At 65.0% G+C, this 17,116-nt stretch carries 16 protein-coding genes and 1 pseudogene; 5 read left to right on the plus strand and 12 right to left on the minus strand.

The genetic code is table 11. The features are described 5' to 3' along the window. Positions 1-219 precede the first annotated feature (219 nt). The 3 genes from lysS to tatA form a co-directional block, all read right to left on the minus strand. The gene (lysS, locus tag U5709_RS06965) at positions 220-2,451 is read right to left on the minus strand and encodes a lysine--tRNA ligase (protein WP_321973077.1); all 2,232 of its coding nucleotides are present in this window, start codon (positions 2,449-2,451) and stop codon (positions 220-222) included. A 124-nt stretch (positions 2,452-2,575) separates the two neighbouring features. Further along, positions 2,576-3,055 (minus strand): transcription elongation factor GreA, encoded by a 480-nt coding sequence (gene greA / locus U5709_RS06970; RefSeq protein ID WP_321972392.1) that lies wholly within the window; start codon positions 3,053-3,055, stop codon positions 2,576-2,578. A 144-nt stretch (positions 3,056-3,199) separates the two neighbouring features. Continuing rightward, positions 3,200-3,535: a twin-arginine translocase TatA/TatE family subunit gene (gene tatA / locus U5709_RS06975; protein ID WP_321972393.1), complete on the minus strand. Its 336-nt coding sequence runs from the start codon at positions 3,533-3,535 to the stop codon at positions 3,200-3,202. Positions 3,536-3,812: 277 nt separating this feature from the next. On the opposite strand from tatA, the gene U5709_RS06980 reads away from it, so the two are divergent. Continuing rightward, positions 3,813-4,637, plus strand: a complete 825-nt coding sequence (locus U5709_RS06980; protein WP_321973078.1) for a fused MFS/spermidine synthase — start codon at positions 3,813-3,815, stop codon at positions 4,635-4,637. Positions 4,638-4,783: 146 nt separating this feature from the next. Here U5709_RS06980 and U5709_RS06985 read toward each other — a convergent pair whose 3' ends face one another. From U5709_RS06985 to U5709_RS06995, 3 genes are read right to left on the minus strand one after another with little or no spacing between them, the layout of a single operon-like run. Beyond that, positions 4,784-5,707: a HAMP domain-containing sensor histidine kinase gene (locus U5709_RS06985; RefSeq protein WP_321973079.1), complete on the minus strand. Its 924-nt coding sequence runs from the start codon at positions 5,705-5,707 to the stop codon at positions 4,784-4,786. A gap of 37 nt (positions 5,708-5,744) precedes the next feature. Further along, on the minus strand, positions 5,745-6,641 hold the full coding sequence (locus U5709_RS06990; RefSeq protein WP_321972396.1) for an ATP-binding cassette domain-containing protein: 897 nt from the start codon (positions 6,639-6,641) through the stop codon (positions 5,745-5,747). After that, a complete protein-coding gene (locus tag U5709_RS06995; RefSeq protein WP_321972397.1) occupies positions 6,638-7,345 on the minus strand; it encodes a response regulator transcription factor in 708 nt (235 codons plus the stop codon). The genes U5709_RS06990 and U5709_RS06995 overlap by 4 nt, the downstream gene beginning before the upstream one ends. Before the next feature lie 185 nt (positions 7,346-7,530). On the opposite strand from U5709_RS06995, the gene U5709_RS07000 reads away from it, so the two are divergent. Beyond that, positions 7,531-8,184, plus strand: coding sequence for a hypothetical protein (locus U5709_RS07000; RefSeq protein ID WP_321972398.1), 654 nt, complete (start codon positions 7,531-7,533; stop codon positions 8,182-8,184). 80 nt (positions 8,185-8,264) lie between these two features. Further along, positions 8,265-8,570, plus strand: coding sequence for a hypothetical protein (locus U5709_RS07005; protein ID WP_321973080.1), 306 nt, complete (start codon positions 8,265-8,267; stop codon positions 8,568-8,570). A gap of 61 nt (positions 8,571-8,631) precedes the next feature. Here the strand turns inward: U5709_RS07005 and U5709_RS07010 are convergent, their stop codons facing one another. Together U5709_RS07010 and U5709_RS07015 are read right to left on the minus strand one after the other, a co-directional pair. Continuing rightward, positions 8,632-9,336, minus strand: a complete 705-nt coding sequence (locus U5709_RS07010; RefSeq protein WP_321973081.1) for a LysR family transcriptional regulator — start codon at positions 9,334-9,336, stop codon at positions 8,632-8,634. Between the two features lie 490 nt (positions 9,337-9,826). Further along, entirely contained in the window at positions 9,827-11,254 is a 1,428-nt protein-coding gene (locus tag U5709_RS07015; RefSeq protein WP_321972401.1) for an MDR family MFS transporter, read from the minus strand. A 139-nt stretch (positions 11,255-11,393) separates the two neighbouring features. On the opposite strand from U5709_RS07015, the gene U5709_RS07020 reads away from it, so the two are divergent. Together U5709_RS07020 and U5709_RS07025 are read left to right on the plus strand one after the other, a co-directional pair. After that, positions 11,394-12,140, plus strand: a complete 747-nt coding sequence (locus U5709_RS07020; protein ID WP_321973084.1) for an AzlC family ABC transporter permease — start codon at positions 11,394-11,396, stop codon at positions 12,138-12,140. Next, the gene (locus U5709_RS07025) at positions 12,137-12,442 is read left to right on the plus strand and encodes an AzlD domain-containing protein (RefSeq protein ID WP_321972403.1); all 306 of its coding nucleotides are present in this window, start codon (positions 12,137-12,139) and stop codon (positions 12,440-12,442) included. Before U5709_RS07020 ends, U5709_RS07025 begins: the two co-directional genes overlap by 4 nt. Positions 12,443-12,644: 202 nt before the next feature. Here the strand turns inward: U5709_RS07025 and U5709_RS07030 are convergent, their stop codons facing one another. The 4 genes and pseudogenes from U5709_RS07030 to U5709_RS07045 form a co-directional block, all read right to left on the minus strand. Continuing rightward, positions 12,645-13,295: a retron system putative HNH endonuclease gene (locus tag U5709_RS07030; protein ID WP_321973082.1), complete on the minus strand. Its 651-nt coding sequence runs from the start codon at positions 13,293-13,295 to the stop codon at positions 12,645-12,647. Between the two features lie 6 nt (positions 13,296-13,301). Then, positions 13,302-14,603: an AAA family ATPase gene (locus tag U5709_RS07035; RefSeq protein ID WP_321973083.1), complete on the minus strand. Its 1,302-nt coding sequence runs from the start codon at positions 14,601-14,603 to the stop codon at positions 13,302-13,304. A gap of 734 nt (positions 14,604-15,337) precedes the next feature. Continuing rightward, positions 15,338-15,889 carry a hypothetical protein gene (locus tag U5709_RS07040; RefSeq protein ID WP_321972406.1) on the minus strand — a complete coding sequence of 184 codons (552 nt, stop codon included), beginning with the start codon at positions 15,887-15,889 and terminating at the stop codon, positions 15,338-15,340. A 3-nt stretch (positions 15,890-15,892) separates the two neighbouring features. Then, positions 15,893-17,116: pseudogene (locus tag U5709_RS07045) on the minus strand (hypothetical protein); the annotation flags it as partial.

Consider the following 17,116-nt stretch of genomic DNA (forward strand, 5'->3'; position numbering starts at 1 on the left):
AAGTTCGGAAGGCTTCCAAACTTGGGGGCGAGCGGGCAAAGGGCGCTGGGCATTCCTCGATTTGGGGGTTTTGCGTCCTAGTTTTTGGGCGCAGGACGCAAAACCCCGAATATGAGGAGGAATTTCTCCTTGATTTGAGGGTTTTGCGACTTGGCACCAAATCCGGCGACGCAAAACCCTCAAATCAAGGAACAGGGGCGCTCGGGGCGCAGAGGCGGACTAGCTGACGCCGTCGCAGGTGGGCTGGATGGCCTTCATGGCCTCGATGACGTCGGCGAAGAGCTCGTCGAGCTCCATGCCCATGAGCTCGGCGCCGCGACGGATAACGTCGCGGTTGCAGCCGGCGGCGAAGCGCTTGTCCTTGAACTTCTTCTTCAGGCTCTTGACCTCGAAGTCCATGACGGACTTGGACGGGCGCATGAGGCAGGCGGCCTGGATAAGGCCGGAGAGCTCGTCGCAGGCAAAGAGCACGCACTCCATCTTGCAGCCGGGAGCGGGCAGGTCGGGGTTGTTGTCCGAGTTGTGGGTCTGGATGGCGCGCGCGAGCTCGGGCTTGGCGCCGGCCTCGGCCAGAATCTCGGCAGCCTTCACGGTGTGCTGAACCTCGTCCTGGAACTTCTCCCAGTCAAGGTCGTGGAGAAGGCCGACCTGACCCCAGAACTCGACGTTTGCAGGGTCGAACTGGGCGGCGTAGTAGCGCATGAGGCCCTCGAGGGTCTGGCCGTGCGCGATGTGGAACGGGTCCTCGTTGTACTGCTTGAGCAGCTCAAAGGCCTGCTCGCGAGAAAGGCCGGTCTTAAGCGCGGGGGCCTCGGCCCCGCGGCCGGCTGCGGCGGCCTCGTTGGCGGCGCCGTTCTCGGCGTCGTCGGCCAGCGCGTCCACGGAGGCCGCGGTGCCGTCGGTGGTCTCCGGGAGCTGGCTCGCGATGTCCGCACGGGTGATGGTCTCGGGCTTCATGGCCGGGAAGAGCAGCACGTCGCGGATGGCGGGTGCGTCGCAGAACAGCATGACCATGCGGTCGATGCCGTAGCCGATGCCGCCCGCGGGAGGCATGCCGTACTCGAGGGCGCGCACGTAGTCGTAGTCGTAGCCCATGGCCTCGTCGTCGCCGAAGCCCTTGGCCGCGACCTGCTCGGCAAAGCGGCCGGCCTGGTCAACGGGGTCGTTGAGCTCGGAGAAGGCGTTGGCGTACTCGTGGCCGCAGATGACGAGCTCGAAGCGGTCGGTGAGGCGCGGGTCCTCGTCCTTGCGCTTGGAAAGGGGGCTGACCTCCTCGGGGTAGTCGCAGACGAAGGTCGGGTTGACGATGGTCTGCTCGCCCAGCTCGTCGTAGAGCTCGAAGAGGAGCTTGCCGGCGCCCCAGTTGTCCTGCGGCTCGATGCCGTGCTTCTCGCAGAGCTCGCGCAGGTGCTCGATGGGGGTGTCCATGTCGATCTTCTCGCCGACGACCTCGGAGGCGATGTCGGCCAAGGGGCGGCTCGCCCAGGTGCCGGACATGTCGACCTCCTGGCCCTGGTAGGTGATGACCTCGTGGCCCTCCTCGCAGCCGCAGACCTCGCGCGCGATGGTCTTGAAGAGGCCCTCGGTCAGCGCCTTCATGCCGTCGAGGTCGGAGTAGGCGCAATAAGCTTCCATGGAGGTGAACTCCGGGTTGTGCGTGAGGTCCATGCCCTCGTTGCGGAACTGGCGGCCGATCTCGAAGACGCGCTCAAGGCCGCCCACGATGCAGCGCTTGAGCGGCAGCTCGGTGGCGATGCGCAGGTAGAAGTCGCGGTCGAGGGCGTTGAAGTGCGTGACGAAGGGCTTGGCGTTGGCGCCGCCGAGAATGGCGTGCATCATGGGGGTCTCGACCTCCATGTAGCCGTCGGCCTCCATGTAGCGGCGGATCAGGCTGATGATCTGGCTGCGCTTGCGGAAGGTCTCGCGGACATCGGCGTTCATGATGAGGTCGACGTAGCGCTGGCGGTAGCGAACCTCGCGGTCGGTGAGGCCGTGGAACTTCTCGGGCAGCGGGCGCAGCGACTTGGAGAGGATCTCCAGGTGGGTCGGCGCGAGCGAGAGCTGGCCGCGCTTGGTGCGGATGACGGCGCCGGTCGCGCCGATGACGTCGCCGAGGTCGAGGTTACCGAGAAGCGCCCAGTCGGCCTCGGGCAGGTCGTTCACGCGACAGAAGAGCTGGATCTGCGCAGTGCAGTCCTCGATGACGATGAAGGCGATCTTGCCCTGCTTGCGGAAGGCGCGGATGCGGCCGGTGAGGGAGTAGACGTCCTCGGTGACGCCGCCGTCCTCGAGGTCGGCGTAGCGCTCCTCGAGCTCCGCGGCGTGGGCGGTCACGGTGGCGCGGATGGGGTACGGGTTCACGCCCGCATCGATGAGGGCCTGGCGGCGAAGGCGGCGCTGGGCGCGCTCGTCGTTGGTGGCGGGGGCGGCGTTGTTGGGCTGGTCGGCCATGATGGCTCCTTCTTGTGTGGAGTGGACAAAGGGACTGTCCCTTTGTCCAATCGATAAAAACGCCCCGCAGCTGCGGGTAGGCAGTCGCGGGGCGTGCGCTTTCGTAGCTGGGTCGCAAGTACGCTTAGCGGGAAATCCCCGTGATGGTGTACGTGCGGGACTTGCCGGAAGGAGCGACGACCTCGACCTCGTCGCCCTTCTTGTGGCCGATAAGGGCCGCGCCGGCCGGGGACTCGTTCGAGATCTTGTGCTCGAGGGAGTTGGTCTCGGTGGTGCCGACAATGGTGAAGGAGGTCTTCTTGCCCTTGGCGTCCACGAGCTCGACGGTGGTGCCGATGGAGACGGCCAGGTCGCGGGAAGAGCCGGCCTCGGCGACGGTCGCATTGGCGAGGATCTGGCGGATCTCGTTGATGCGCGACTCGTTCTGGGACTGCTCCTCCTTGGCGGCGTCGTACTCGGAGTTCTCGGAGAGGTCGCCGAAGCCGCGGGCCTCCTTGATGCGCTCGACGATCTCGTCGTGCTTCTCGCCCTCGCGGTAGGCGAGCTCGTCGACGAGCTTCTGGCGGCCTTCGGGGGTCAGGACGATGTTCTTGGTGTCTGCCATGGGTGCCTCTCTAACTCGAGTGGTGCGGGGCGTTGTGCGCGGCGCGCGGTGCGGTGCGGGACGCGGGGCGCGGTGCGGGACGCGGGGCGTTCGGAGAAATCGCGGCCGGGGCTCGTGGGCCGGGGCCGCGACTCGGGTTTGCGACTAGCTGAGCTTCTCGCCGCAGCTGCTGCAGAAGGCGTTGCCGGCGGGGTTCTTGGCGCCGCAGTGGCCGCAGAACTTGTCGTCGGAGGCGGCGGGGGCCTCGTCGACGTCGGCATCGTCGTCGTCCTCGACGACCTCGACGGCGTCGTCGGCGGCAGCGGCGGCGTCAGAGGCGGCGGACTCGATCTTCTCGTCCTCGCCCTCCATGCCCTCGCGGACGTTCTTGACGGTCTTGCCCAGGGCGGAGCCGATCTTCGGGAGGTTCTTGGGCCCGAAGATGACCAGGACAACGACGAGGATAATGACGAGCTCAGGGATGCCAAGGCCGAGAATCATAAGAGTTCCTCCGTTAAGGTTGATGTGAGACGGCGCAGTCGCGCAGTCGTATGGGCTAGTATAACGGACGTTTTCGCGCGGGCGGGGCCCGATTGGGCGAAAACGCAAACTCATATGTTATCGCAATAGTTGCGGTATGTGTGCGGGAGAACGAAGACGGCCGCCGGCGGCGATTGTTTGCCGCGAGCAATGGCCGCCGGCGGCAGGTGTGTCCCCAAAGCGCTGCGGTTTGGGGACTGTCCCCAAATGGCGGGCGGAACTGAAAGGCTGGTTGGGCATGGACTGGATGGCGCTGTTCTGGTGGAGCTGCGCGGTGGGCGCGACGCTCGTGGCCATCGTGGCGGCGCTGCCGTGGCTGCTGCGCCGGCGCGGGGTCGAGATGTGCCGCACCATGTTCGGACTCACGTTGATCTTTGACTCCGAGGCCGCCGACGGCACGGCGGTACGGCTCATCAACGTGAACGGGACGTTCCAGTCGGTGAGCTACGTGGAGGAGGGGCTGCGCTGCGAGCTCGCGTGCGAGTATCACCGCGAGATGGCGCGGCGCATCGAGGCCCGCGCGGCCGCGGCGGCGCGCGAGGGGCGGCGCCCGCGCGTGCTCATGATGGGCGGCGGGGGCTTCTCTTTGCCTAAGTACCTGGCCGTTCATGTGCCCGAGGCCGACGTGGTGGTGGCCGAGATCGATCCCGAGATGGTGCGCATCGCGCGTGAGCAGTTCTTTTTGGACGAGTGCCTGGAGCAGACCGGCGCCGAGCGCGACGGGCGGATGCGGATCGTCGTGGGCGACGCGTGGGATGTGGTGCGCGGCGGCGCGGCGGGCGGGACCGGCGAGCTGTACGACGTCATCGTGAACGAAGCGTTCGGCGGCAAGCGGCCACTCGGGCCGATGGAGACCGCCGAGGGCGCGCGCGTGATTCGCGAGCACCTGCGCGAGGGCGGGGCGTACATCGCCGACGTGCGCTGCCCTCTCGAGGGCCGCGGGAGTGCGCCGTTGCGCGAGGTCCGCGAGGCCTTTGGCGCGGTGTTCGCGAGCGCGGACGTCGTGCCCGAGTGGCCCGACGAGCCCAAGAAGCCCGGCAACAACGTGTTTATCGCCTGGTAGGGGCGTCGCCTGGCGCGAACCCGTCATTTGTGCAGCAGCTGGTGACAGGTACGCGCTGCTGCACGGGGGAACCTGTCACCCGGTGCAGGTCTGTCCCAAAACCGCTGCAGAAAGGGGACTGTCCCCTATTTGCAGGCGGGAACCTGTCACCCGGTGAGGGCGGCGGGTTCGAGGATGAGCGAGACGCGCGCTCCGGCGACCTCTGCGCGCAGGGTCATGCCCATGTCCTCGGCGAGCGATCGCGCGATCGAGAGGCCCAGCCCCAGCCCGTTGGAACCCCGAGCGCTGTTGGATTTCCATAAGCGTTCGAACATCTTTTGTTCATCGATCTGCGATGGATTATCAATGTTGTTCGACATCTCGATGCTCCACCGCTCGCCGCTCCCCCGCTGAATAAAGCCCAGGTCCCCCGAGCCGTAGCGCATAGCGTTCGACACGACGTTGTCGAAGACCCTTCGCAGCGCCGCCGGATCGGCCATAACAGCGAGACCCTCGTCCGCGAAGTCAATCCGCGGTTCCCAGCCGACCGCGGCAAGCTGCGGCTCATATCCGCCGAGCACCTCGATGAGCAGCGGCAACACGGCCACGCGCTCCATCGCGTAGCGGCGGTCGGGGTCCTTCGACCTTACGAAATCCGCCAGCTGGTCAAGGAGGCGCTCAGCGTCGTCCAACCTCCTGACAGCCGAGGCTAGATAGCCCCGCGCCTCGCCGACCGCTTCGGTGCGCGCCCCGCCAGCCGCCTCGCACTCGCCCTGCGCCAGCTGCACGTAGCCCCTTGCGCCGGCCAACGGCGTGCGCATGTCATGGCTCAGCGCGGAAAGGCCGCGCAGGTACTCCCCCACCTCGTGGCGGGCCGCGTCGTCCGTGGCCTCGAGCCGCTCGGACAGGCGCGACATCGCCCCGCATAGGCGCAGCCATCCCCGTGTCGGGATCCACGCGGAAAAACTGAGCCGCAAGGAATCGGCGGCGCGCTCGACGGCTCGCGCCTGCCGGCGCAGCTCCCACTCGTACAGCGCGCCGGCCGCGAAGAACCCAGCGAGGAACGCGACGGTGATTATCGTGACGGTCATTGTTTCCACCGCTCTTCTCGTAAATTGCGCGCCCGGGTCATGCCAGCCCGAGCCGCTCGTCGATCGATAAGGGTAAGGAGCGAAGCTCGAGCACCACGGCGCCCGCCCGCTTGAGCGCCTCCCCCAGCGTTAGCTCGTCTGCGCCCTCGATTCGGATCGACCGGCTCTTTTCCGCCGCGTCGTACTCAACCGAGAGCCGGGCCCCGGGCATCTCCCGCGACAAGATCACGAAGTCGCGGGCGAGGTCGGCAGTGCGCAGCAGGCGCCTCTCTCCAACGCCAAGCCTCAGCTGAGAAGACCTCGCGACCTCGGCCAAGCTCGGGCCGTCGAACACCGCAAACGCATCGGCGATCGGCTCGAACCCCGCCAGCCTTGCCGAGGAGCACACGATTGTGGTTCTCGCCGCTTCTCGCGCGGCGGCGAGACCGTTGGCCAGCTCGCGTTGCTCCGCAGGGCCAAGGTCGACGAGCGGGTCCGCGATGCACAGGAGCGTCGGCTCACCCAGAAGCGCGGCGGCGATGATGGTCTTTCGCCTCTCCAGCCGCGACAGCTCGCCGATCGGGTTTTGCGCGAAATCCATCCCCAAGGCATCGAGAACACGGGCGGAGCGGCTCGGCGCTCCGGCGCCGGCGCGGCATCGTAAGGCGGCGCGAACCCGCGGCATCGCGCGGAGCAGCGTCGCCGAAGAAGATTGCCCGCAAGCAACGAACCCCAGCTCGCGACGGATCTCGTGTGCCGGCCGCCCAAATACGAGCGCCGTCCCCAGATCAGGCCGCGCCCTGCCGGCCATCACCCGCAGCGCCGCGTGCGAGCAGGCGAGCGCGCGGCCGGCAAGGACCCAGAGCTCCCCTTCCGGAACCGCGAGCGAGACCGAGTCGAGGAGCTTCTCGCCACCGCACAGCACGGTGACCCCGCTGAGCTCGGCGGCGTTCATCGGTCGCTGCCCTCCTCAGCCGGCGGATTGACCCGGAACCCGACGCCCCACACGGTGTCGATGTAGCCGTCGGTCCCCGTAGGCCTGAGTTTCGCCCGGATGTTCGAGATGTGCACGTTGACAGTCTTTGCGTCGTCGCTGTAGCGTTGGCCCCATACCGCCTCGAAGAGTTCCGGGCGCGTAAAGACCCGCTTGGGGCGCCTTGCCATCGTCAGGATAAGGTCAAACTCGACGCGCGTGAGGTCGACCGTCCCTCCGCCCACGGTAAAGATGCGAGCCCCCTCGTCGATTCCCCAGCGACCGACACGCAATAGGCGGGCGCCCGGCGCGGAGCGGCTCGCATCGCGCCGCAGCTGAACGGCAACTCTCGCCGCGAGCTCCTCGAGGTCGAACGGCTTAGAGACGTAATCGTCGGCACCGAGCGACAGAAGGTCGACCTTATCCGCCGTCGTGCCACGAGCGGACATGACGATGGTAGGCACCGGGGGCTCCGCGGAGGTGGCGTAGCGGACGAGCACCTCGCCGGGGCAGTCTGGGAGCATGAGGTCGCAGAGCAGGACCCGCGGGCGGGCCGCCGAGAGGCGCCGCAGGCCCTCGACGCCCGTGCCGCAGACGACGCATTCGAGGCCGTCCTTGGCGAGGCGCCGCGCCACGACCTCAGCGATATCCCGGTCGTCCTCAACGATCAAAATTTTGTCGGACACGCTCGCCCTCGTTCCTGTTGAAGCCGCATAGCGGCATTGCGCCGCCGCCCTGCCCGAATCATAAGCGAGCGGAATCGGCGGGTGCGGGCGGAGCAAGAACTTATACCTTTCTTTATATCTGCTTTATCGGCGCTCAACCTCCAGGAGCCATGCTGGGCCAAGGCAATCCCAGAGAATGGAGCAGCATGGGCAAGGCGAATCTGAGCAGGCGCGGCTTTATTAGGGGCGCGCTGTTTGCAGCAACCGGCATCGCGGCAACGGCCCTCGGCCCGGGCGTCGAGACGCTCGCGGGCGAGACCGAGGCCGAGACGGGCGGCGAAGTGCTAACCGTGCGCGACGGCGACGGCCTGGTCGACATCAGCGTTAAAGAGACCGACGGCGTTCGGACGGTAACCGCGGCCAACCGCACGACCGGCGTCGTCAACGCGATTGTGTATGACATTAATAATTCAATCGTTTCCTCCAGTTACACAGGCGAGACCGTTGAGCTCGTCGGCGACCTTGCCGTGGCGGATGAGAAGCCGGTTGCGGGAAATGCCCGAAGCCGTACATCCTACTCGACCAAGAACATCTCTTATGCACAGATAAAGAGCGTCGTTGGCACCGTCACGACGGTGGCCGCCCTCGCATCGGCGTTGCTCGCATTTGTTGCCGGCGCCACAATGGCGGCAAAGATCACCGGGCTGGTGAACGCCGTCGGCACCGCGGTTAACAACGTGGCGAGTCCTTCCTCCTCGCACGGCGTGCGGGTCACTATCTCCACGACCAGGTACTATCGAAAAGGAAACCATATCCCGCATCGAACGGTCAAACAAATTACCGGGGCGGCGCTCTACTAGGTGGGATGCGCCGCTCGAGCCGAGTAATATCAACGCGACGGGCGGCGACCAAGTCTTCGGGCAACGGAAGGAGATGCACGATGAGGCTGCTGGAAAAGCCCTATTTTAAGTGGCTGAGACATTGCGCAGCCGACCCTCTTTGGTGGCTGTTTCTGGCGGGGCCCGTCGGATGGCTTGTCCTGCGCGCAGTCGGCCTGGGCGGCGGCGTTTCTAGGAAACTCGAGAGCGGGGCGCTGCTTATCCCCATGGCGCTCGCTATAATCGCGGAAGCCGCTCGGGGAACGACGATCGGTGACCGCAAGCGCCTAAAGGCTGAGGCTCGCGCTGGATGGGCGGCGGTCGGGATCGTTGAACTGGCGATATTCGTGGACCTGATGTTGCTTTAGCCGACCTCCCGCCGCACGCGGGCGCGGTAGACAAAGGGACTGTCACTTTGTCCACGCGGCGTCAGCGCAGGCAGCGAAGGAACGCACGGGCGGCGAGCTCGCACTGCAGCAGCGGCGCGGTCTCGTTGTCCGCGATGAAGCGCTCGCTGAGGAACGACTCGATGGGCACCGCCGCAAGCCCGGGGACAAAGTGCCCGCGCGGCGTCACGACCACGAGCTCGTCTTTGTCGTAGGGCTCCGAGACGAAGCCCTCCCCCGTCTCCGTGGGAATAAAGACCAGCTCAACGACTCCGTCGAGCAGCTGGCGCTCCTCTTCACCGTACGTTGATTCCGAGATGTTTATCTCCACGTGAGGGTGGTCGGCCGCGATACGGCGCAGGGGCCCGGGCAGGCGCAAAACCACGACGCCCGCGAGCGCGGCGATGCCGATGATGCCGTCGTCGAGGTCGCAGACGGCCCTCACATAACGCTTGAGCTGGGCGGACGCGTCGCAAACGGCCTGCGCGCCGGCGAGAAGGCGCCGGCCGTCGGGAGTGAGGCGCAGCTCAGGGCCACGGCGGTTGAAGAGCTGCGCGCCCCATTCGTCCTCGAGGCTCGACGCCGCGCGGCTCGTGGTCGATTGCGCAAGGCCCGCTCGCGAGCGGCCGCGGTGATGCTGCCCGTGCGCGACACGGCGACGAACGCCTCGATTTTCTTGATACTTGCATCCATGCGGCGCCCCTGCGGCTGGGCGGCAGGCGGTAGCGGCGGGCGGCGGGACCCACAATTGGGGCGCGAACCTGTCATTTCGTGCAGCAGCTGGAACATGTCACCACGTGCAGGTCTGTCCCCAAACCGCTGCGGAAAGGGGACTGTCCCCAAACGGCAGGTCTGCAAGGTTTGGGGCTTCGTGCGACGTAAAGCGAGGTTGCATGCAAGGTTTCGCCGCTCGTGCGACGTTCTTTTGCTCGGATTTCGGTGTTTGCGCGCTAGCGAGCTCTCGCCAACTGGGGTTTTGCGGGGACGCGGCGGCGCCGGGCGCGAGTTTACGTCGCACGAGCGGCGAAACCTTGCAGCGGCATGCCCCGGACGTCGCACGAGCGGCGAAACCTTGCACAGCGGGAGCGGCGCGGCGCGAACTTGTCATTTTATGTAGCGCGGGGAACCCGTCACCCGGCGCAGGTCTGTCCCTAAACCGCTGCGGAAAGGGGACTGTCCCCTTTTGGCGGGCGCAAACCTTTCATTTGGGGTGGACAAAGGGACTGTCCCTTTGTCCGCTACTTGCGGTTGGCGGTGACCCAGGACATGGCGGCGAAGGGGACGACGGCCACGACGGCGAGAAGCACGTAGGCGGCGCGCGAGCCGCTCATGGTGGCGGCAGCCAGGCCATCGGCGGCCACGCCTACCTGCGCGGCATTGACGATGGCCGAGCTCACGCTCGTGCCGATGGCGCCGGCGAGCTGCTGCAGCGTGTTGATCACCGCGTTGCCGTCGGCCTTGGTCTGGGCCGGCAAAAAGCCGAGCGAGGTGGTCATCGAGTTGCCCACCATGAGGCTCTGCCCGAAGGCGAATACGATATAGATGCAGATGGCGGGTAGCGTAGGCAAATTCTGGCTCAGCACGGCGAAAAGCACGGTGCCGACAAACGCGCACGCGGCGCCGGCGAGGATCGGGCGGCGCGGGCCCATGCGGTCGAGGATCTGTCCGGAAAGCGGGGCCATGACGGCGCCGACGACGCAGCCGGGAAGCAGGATGGAGCCGGCCTCCGTGGCGCCCGTGCCCATGACGAGCTGCGAGTAGTTGGGCAGCAAGAAGCTCAGGCCCAGCACAACGAACTGCAGGCAGACGATGGCGACGGCGCCCATCACGAAGCGGCGCTCACCAAAGATGGAAAGGTGGATGAGCGGCTCGGCTGCGCGGCGCTCGCGGGCGACGAACAGAGCGAGGAGCAGGGCGAACGCAGCGAAGAGGCCCAGCGTCGCGGGGCTCACCCAGCCGAAGCCGGAGCCGAGGTCGACGGCAAACACGAGGCACGCGAAGCTCGCGGCGATGGCGGCCCAGCCGGGGACGTCGAACTTCTCGCGGCTGACCTCGTGGCTTTGGCGGATCGAGCCGACGCCGAGGACGAGCGCGACGGCGAGAACGGGCAGCAGCGCGGCGAAGATGGAGCGCCAGCCGAAGTTCTCGGCAAGCCAGCCGCCGACGGACGGGCCGATGGCGGGCGCCATGGCCGTGACCAGGGTGCCGATGCCCATCATGGTGCCCATGCAGCTCTGCGGCGCCTGTTCGGTAATGATGTTGAACATGAGCGGAAGCGCGATGCCGGTGCCCATGCCCTCGAGGACGCGACCGACGATGAGCATCGGGAAGCTCTGCGCGCTAAATCCGCAGACGATGCCGGCGATGTAGAACACCATGGCGGCGATAAACACGTGCTTGGTGCGGAAGCGGCGGTTGAGGTAGGACGACGTGGGCACTATCGCGGCAAGAACGAGCAGGTAGGCAGTGGTGAGCCATTGGACCGTCGACGTGCCGATGCCGAACTCGGACATCAGCGTGGGGAAGGTAACGTTCATGGCCGTCTCGACGCAGACGCCGGAGAACGACATGATGCCGGCGGCCACGACCGAAAGGACGAGGCGGGCGTCGAGGACGCGTTCGAACGGGGCGGGTTTCTCGGTGCTAAGCTGGGATTTGTTTTGCATGGGACCTCCGAATCGCTTTGACGGATGAACTATAGCAGGCGAATCTTAAATTGGTTTTCAGTTTGGGGCGGACGTGGTGGACAAAGGGACTGTTCCTTTGTCCGCGGACTGTCCCCTTGTCCGCGTGAAGGGGTTGGGTGTGAAGAAGGTGCTCGCGGCCGCGTGGCCAATCATGCTGAGCTATGTGCCTATCGGCCTCGCGTGCGGGGTGCTCGGCGCGAAGTGCGGCATCGGCCCAGCTCAGGGCTTCTTGCTGAGCGTGACGGTAATCTCGGGCGGGGCGCAGTTCATGATCAACAACCTGTGGCTCGCCGGGATGCCGGCGGCGACCATCGTGGCGAGCGTCTGCGCCGTCAGCCTGCGGTTCGCGCTGTACTCGGCGTCGCTCGCGCCTCACCTGCAAAAGGCTCGCAAGCGCACGGCGCTCGCCATGGCGGCGACCCTCATCGAGGAGGGCTACGGCGTCACGCTGAGCAAGCTGACGGACGGCGATAAGAGCTGGACCTTCCGCCACGCGCTGGCGCTGAACGGGCTGACCATCGGTGCGTGGGCGCTGAGCGTGGCGGCCGGCGGCGCCCTCGGCGGGGTCGTGGACATCCCGACGGCCGTGGCGAGCTTTACGATGACGGCGCTCTTCACGTACCTGCTGTGGGGCCAGGTCTCGGGCGCGGGCGCGCGCCGCGGCAACGTGGTGGCGGCCGGGGCGGCCATCGCAGCCGTCGTAGCGCTTAAGGCTGCGGGGGCGACGGCGATTGCGGTGCCGGCGGCGGCGGTCATCGGGGTCGCGGCGGCGCTTCTTGCGGGCGGCGGCGCGGGCGCGACGGGGGGCGCGGTGGGTGGCGCGGTTAAACCCACCGCAGGTAAGAAGGGCGGCAATGTCTCATGAGAACGATGACCCTCGCCGATTTCCTTGCCATCTGGCTGCCCATCTTTGCCGTCATCCTGGCCTGCCGGACGTTGCCGATCTTCTTGCTGCGCGGGCGAGAGCTGCCGCCGCGGGTCGTCGAGGCCCTGGGCTACATCCCGCCCGCGGCCTTCGCGGCGCTCGTGGCCAACGACCTCTTTCCCCCCACCCTACCTGCGCTTCTTGCCACCGGCGTCGTGATCGCGGTGGCGTGGCGCACGCGCTCGATGCTCGGCTGCTGCGTCGTCGGCGTTGTGGCCTACCTGCTCCTCTCGCTGCTATAGCGCACAACGGCGAAGGACGGGACGCGGCGCAAACCTGTCATTTCGTGCCGCTGCTGGTGACAGGTTTGTCGTGCAGCACAACGAACTTGTCACCGCGTGCAGGTCTGTCCCAGAAGCGCTGCAGAAAGGGGACTGTCCCCTTTTTGCAAGTCGGCACCCCCCGCATCTGGACGTTCACCTCCAGAGAGGGTCCGCAACCACGTCAGCCTCGACGAATCCTCCTGTCGAGAAAATACAGCAGGGCGCCAGCATACTCAGGCTTAAGCTCGCTCTCTTCAATACCGTCACGGCGCTTTTTGCACGCAGACACAATACTCCTTCGGCTCGCGGAGCTTTTCATCCGCTCATTGAGAGCCTCGATTGCTGCTTTCCTATTCTGGGGAAGGTACGCCGCCTCACAATTGAGATTCAGCGTCTCATTCAGGTCCTTTCGGACCGCCTCATCGTCGGAGTCGATTTTCCCGTTCCCGTAGTACTTGATGCCCCTCAGCGTCTCGGGCTTCAGGGGGTTCACCACCAGAGCGCGATCGCGCCGCGCCCTGTCGCAAATCAGCGCGCTCCCGTCGCCTGCTCCCTCATTGCCGTCGCAAACCGCGAGCATGTTGTCATACGCGACGTCTTGACCGGGTTCGCAGGCACTTTGCGGAATTATATGCTCGACATGGGACGAGTCGGGATCAATCCTTCGCATGCAATAAGCACACAGCCCGCCCTGTTCGCGACACAGAGCCTCACGAATGGGCCTTTGATTCCTAACCTCTCCCCAACACACTACAGCACTCGGGGTTGAGCGCAACTCGTGAAGCGCATCCGTCAGCACCTTTGGCTTCTCGCGCTTATTGATGGGGATCATGCCGCCTCACAACCGCTCAAGAAATAGAGCTGTCTGAGCAGCAACGACGTCGGTGTCGTTCGCCCCTATTTTGCCAATCAGGGCATTGAGCTCTGCCTCGGCCGCATCGAACTCCCCCGCATCCAGCTCTCTGTAAAAGGCCTCGAATCGTTCGCGAACGAACGCGGGGCGTTCGTCTACCCCCATAACTGTTTTAAGCACCCGAGCAATATTGCCCCCGTACGTTTCGGTAGCCTGACAAACAACGCCGCCCGATGTCAAGATGCGCAGGCAGCTCGCCTCGACCGAAGAGATAACGATAGGCGCATGCGTGGTCACGATAAACTGGACATACGGGAAAGCTGATTTTAGATCGTCCATAATTCGCGCCTGCCATTTGGGGTGCAGGTGAAGATCGACCTCATCAATCAGAACGATACCCGGCGCAAGACAGGCCTCTTCCCCGAGCTGAGGGTTCAGCTGGGCCATCCTGCGGGCGATATCGGCGAACATGAGGGCCGCCGAACGGTACCCGTCGCTCATGGACGAGGTCGCCTCGATTGCCACCTCCCCCGTCTCGAGCTCGAACTTAACAGCAACGTCCTGAAGCTGAAGATCAAAGTACGCAGTGGCGCCATTCACGCCGGCAGCGCTTGCATAGCAGTTCGCAAAAACCCGCATGACGCAGGCAAGCTCGGGGCTTTTCGAGCCCGACTGAAGCTCCCAGAGCGTCATGTTGCGCATCCAGGTCAAGGTTTGCTTCTCATTAATCGACGCGTCGAAAGCATCCGAGTAAGCCTTGGTCCTCGAGGCCAGGTAAGAGGCCGGCGCCCCCGATACGCCACCGCCGGCAGCCTTGACGGCGAAGCGGTTAGCGTCGTAATAAGCCAATACCGGCAAAACAACGTCGTCGCCTGCGGAAACCCGCTGTTGCAGGTCGAAGCCGGCGGCAATAATTGACTGGGCGCCCTTTATCGTCATCTTCGACTTATCGGAGGACAGCTCGCGCGACCAGCAATACGGATGGCCGTTGAGTGAACCCATGGCCCCAACGCTCGCCGGATACTGGCTCTGGCGGATTGTGGAAGAGCCTTTTTGCACGGTGATGTAGCGAACATCGGCCTTTCGTATACCGCAGCTCTGAGAGTCCTCCATTTTTGTAAGCAGGGAACTCACCGCAACAGCGCAGCCATCCAACAACGTCGTCTTTCCGGCGCCGTTGTTACCGACGATTACGTTCAGATGCTCATCAAAAGCAACATGAAGCGCCTCAAACCTTCGATAATTTTTCAGGTCCAAACTTTTGATGCTGAAATCGAAATCGCGCATAAGAAATCCCCGTCATATTGGCCAGCTGCAATCACTATAGCTGAAGGACCGCGAGACACCGCATCTGCGGGCTCCGGTATCAAACGGACTTGCTGATTCAGCTAGAGCCCAACCCCCGGTATAAAATGGCTGACTTGTTTGAACACAGAATCACGCTCCGAAAGAGCGCCCGCGTCTTGTGGTGCGACCGGCTAGGCGGCCGGCGTCCCGTACCCGCTTATCCTCGCGCGCCCGGTCTTGAGGCTGCGGAACCACCTCCTACGATTACGTTGCCCACCCGCCGGGCCTTGCCGTCCATGCTCTGGCGCATGCCGCTGGATCTTGATGTTCACTAAGAATTGGTCCGCGTGACCACGGTTTTCTGAGCACCGCGAGCACGAAGAATTGAGCAGTTTGAGCAAGAGGGCCGCGCCCCGCATGACCGGGGGCGCGACCCTCGCCGCATGGTTTTCCCGGGCGGGGACTTCGGCGGGCCCGCCCGGGAAGGATGGAGGAGGGTACCGTCAAGAATCTTTCGCAAATTTACAGTTTGGGGACTGTCCCCTTTTTGCACACGAGCCGCCGCTTCAAGCAGCTCGCCCAATGGTTCGACGACGGGCCCGCAGCGTCCAGGCGCGTGCAAAAGGGGACTGTCCCCAAACTGCAGGTATCCCGCAAACGAAAAGGCCCGGCCGGCAGGTGCCGGTCGGGCCTGATAGCGCTGCGAAATAAGACGAAGGTACTGTCCCCGCGTCTTATGCAGCGAGAAGGGCGGCGAGCTCGTCGGGTGTTGAGAACTCGGTCTCCTCGTTGCCGTTCTCGGGGTCGATGCGGGTGACTTTGCCCTTCCAATCGGGCTGTTCCTGCTCCTGCTGGTCGGCGCTCTCCTCCTCGGCCTTGTCCTCGGCCTTCTCGGCAGGCTTGTACGTCTCGGTCTGCACGACGTACTTGTACTCAAAGTCCTCCTTCTCGGGCATGTCCTCGTTGGAGAAGTCGTACTCGAGGGCCTGCAGGATGGACTCCATAACGCTCATGCGGTCGGCCGCATCGGGAACGGCCACCACGCCGCGCTCCGAGTTGAAGAGCGCGGCGGGCGACACGTAGATCGTCCGGATCTGCTCCTGGCGCTTGTTCTCGGCGCGGATGATGCCGGCGATGATAAGCGCGTCGGCGATCCACCACAGGATCGAGATCACGAGGTCGAGCGGGTTATCGACCTTATTGAAGCCAAGGTAGTACCAGAGGAAGAGCAGGAAGATGCCCGCGACCACGGCAAGGGCCATGACGACGTAGTTGTTCTTCTTCATGGCTTAGGCCTCCATTCCGGCGGGTTTGGTAGTGCTGACGGAGTCGCCGTCGGCGTCGGGGTCGTCGCCCGCACCCAGGATGTCGTTCATGTTCTTGCGGAGCTTACGGGTGTGGTTGTTGCGGCGGAACCAGACGACCAGGCCATAGACGGCGGTAACCAGAATGCCGACGAGCATCCAGAAGTGAATGTAGCAGGTCCTCTTGGCGGCGCCCAACGGGTTTGCCTCGTCGTAGATCTGCTCGGCGCCGGTGTCGCCGGTGAGGGCTCCGTAGCCGTCCTCAAGGGCGTCGGAGATGGCGTCGATGGGGTTGGCGGGCGCGGCGGCCTCGGTGGTGCTGTCGTTGGTGCCGGTCGTGGTGCCGGTGCCGGTGGTGGTGCCGGTGCCGGTGGTGGTGCCGTCGTTGGTACCGGTGGTGGTGCCGTAGTTGGTGCCGGTGCCGGTGGTGGTGCCGGCGGTGGTTCCGTCAGCGTTGCCGTCGTCCGTGCCGTCGCCCGCACCGTTGTCGGTGCCGTCGCCAGGACGCGGGCGCGTCTCGTTCGTGCTGCTGGCGTTGGTCGGGTTGACGGTCAGCTTGCCGAGGTTCTCGGTGGCGATGCTGTAGTTGCTCTGCTTGGCGCCGGTCCACTTGATCTCGTAGGTGTTGTTGGACGTACCGGGCTCGGTCTGGATGCCCGTGGCAACGGCGGTCACGTAGTCGTCGCCCTTAAGGCCGTCGATGCGCAGGCCGTAGCGGAACTCGTCGGTGTTAACAGAGCTGCCGACGAGCGCCTCGCCGTCGTAGTACTTCTCAGCGGAGCCGGTGGTCACGGTGAGAATCGCGGGCGTAATGTAGTAGCTCTCGTCGTCAGAGGCGGTCTTGCCCTCGGCGGTCTTAGCATATTTGCCCTTGCCGGTGATGGTCACGGTGACCTGGCCGGCGTTGGTGGTATCGCCGCTGTAGCTGAGCTCATAATCGACGCCCTCGGTGAGCTTCACGCCAGACTTGGCGTCGCGAACGACCGGAGCCACTTCCTGTTTGGTGCCGTTGTACTCAACGTTCGTAATCGCCTCCACGTCAAACGTGCGCGGACGCGTCTCGTTCGTGCTGCTCTCGCTGGTCGGGTTGACGGTCAGGATACCGAGGTTCTCGGTGATTTCATAGTTGCCCTTCTTGGCGGTCGTGCCGTCAGCGTCCCAGTCGATCGTGTAGGTGTTCTCGCTCTCGCCCACCTCGGTCTGGGAGCC

The sequence above is a fragment of the Paratractidigestivibacter sp. genome (genome assembly GCF_963660155.1).
Lineage (GTDB): Bacteria > Actinomycetota > Coriobacteriia > Coriobacteriales > Atopobiaceae > Paratractidigestivibacter.

Coding starts and splice junctions, on each gene's coding strand:
- lysS (WP_321973077.1), bottom strand. CDS start 2,451: ATGGCCGACCAGCCCAACAACGCCGCCCCCGCCACCAACGACGAGCGC.
- greA (WP_321972392.1), bottom strand. CDS start 3,055: ATGGCAGACACCAAGAACATCGTCCTGACCCCCGAAGGCCGCCAGAAG.
- tatA (WP_321972393.1), bottom strand. CDS start 3,535: ATGATTCTCGGCCTTGGCATCCCTGAGCTCGTCATTATCCTCGTCGTT.
- U5709_RS06980 (WP_321973078.1), top strand. CDS start 3,813: ATGGACTGGATGGCGCTGTTCTGGTGGAGCTGCGCGGTGGGCGCGACG.
- U5709_RS06985 (WP_321973079.1), bottom strand. CDS start 5,707: ATGACCGTCACGATAATCACCGTCGCGTTCCTCGCTGGGTTCTTCGCG.
- U5709_RS06990 (WP_321972396.1), bottom strand. CDS start 6,641: ATGAACGCCGCCGAGCTCAGCGGGGTCACCGTGCTGTGCGGTGGCGAG.
- U5709_RS07000 (WP_321972398.1), top strand. CDS start 7,531: ATGGGCAAGGCGAATCTGAGCAGGCGCGGCTTTATTAGGGGCGCGCTG.
- U5709_RS07005 (WP_321973080.1), top strand. CDS start 8,265: ATGAGGCTGCTGGAAAAGCCCTATTTTAAGTGGCTGAGACATTGCGCA.
- U5709_RS07015 (WP_321972401.1), bottom strand. CDS start 11,254: ATGCAAAACAAATCCCAGCTTAGCACCGAGAAACCCGCCCCGTTCGAA.
- U5709_RS07025 (WP_321972403.1), top strand. CDS start 12,137: ATGAGAACGATGACCCTCGCCGATTTCCTTGCCATCTGGCTGCCCATC.
- U5709_RS07030 (WP_321973082.1), bottom strand. CDS start 13,295: ATGATCCCCATCAATAAGCGCGAGAAGCCAAAGGTGCTGACGGATGCG.
- U5709_RS07035 (WP_321973083.1), bottom strand. CDS start 14,603: ATGCGCGATTTCGATTTCAGCATCAAAAGTTTGGACCTGAAAAATTAT.
- U5709_RS07040 (WP_321972406.1), bottom strand. CDS start 15,889: ATGAAGAAGAACAACTACGTCGTCATGGCCCTTGCCGTGGTCGCGGGC.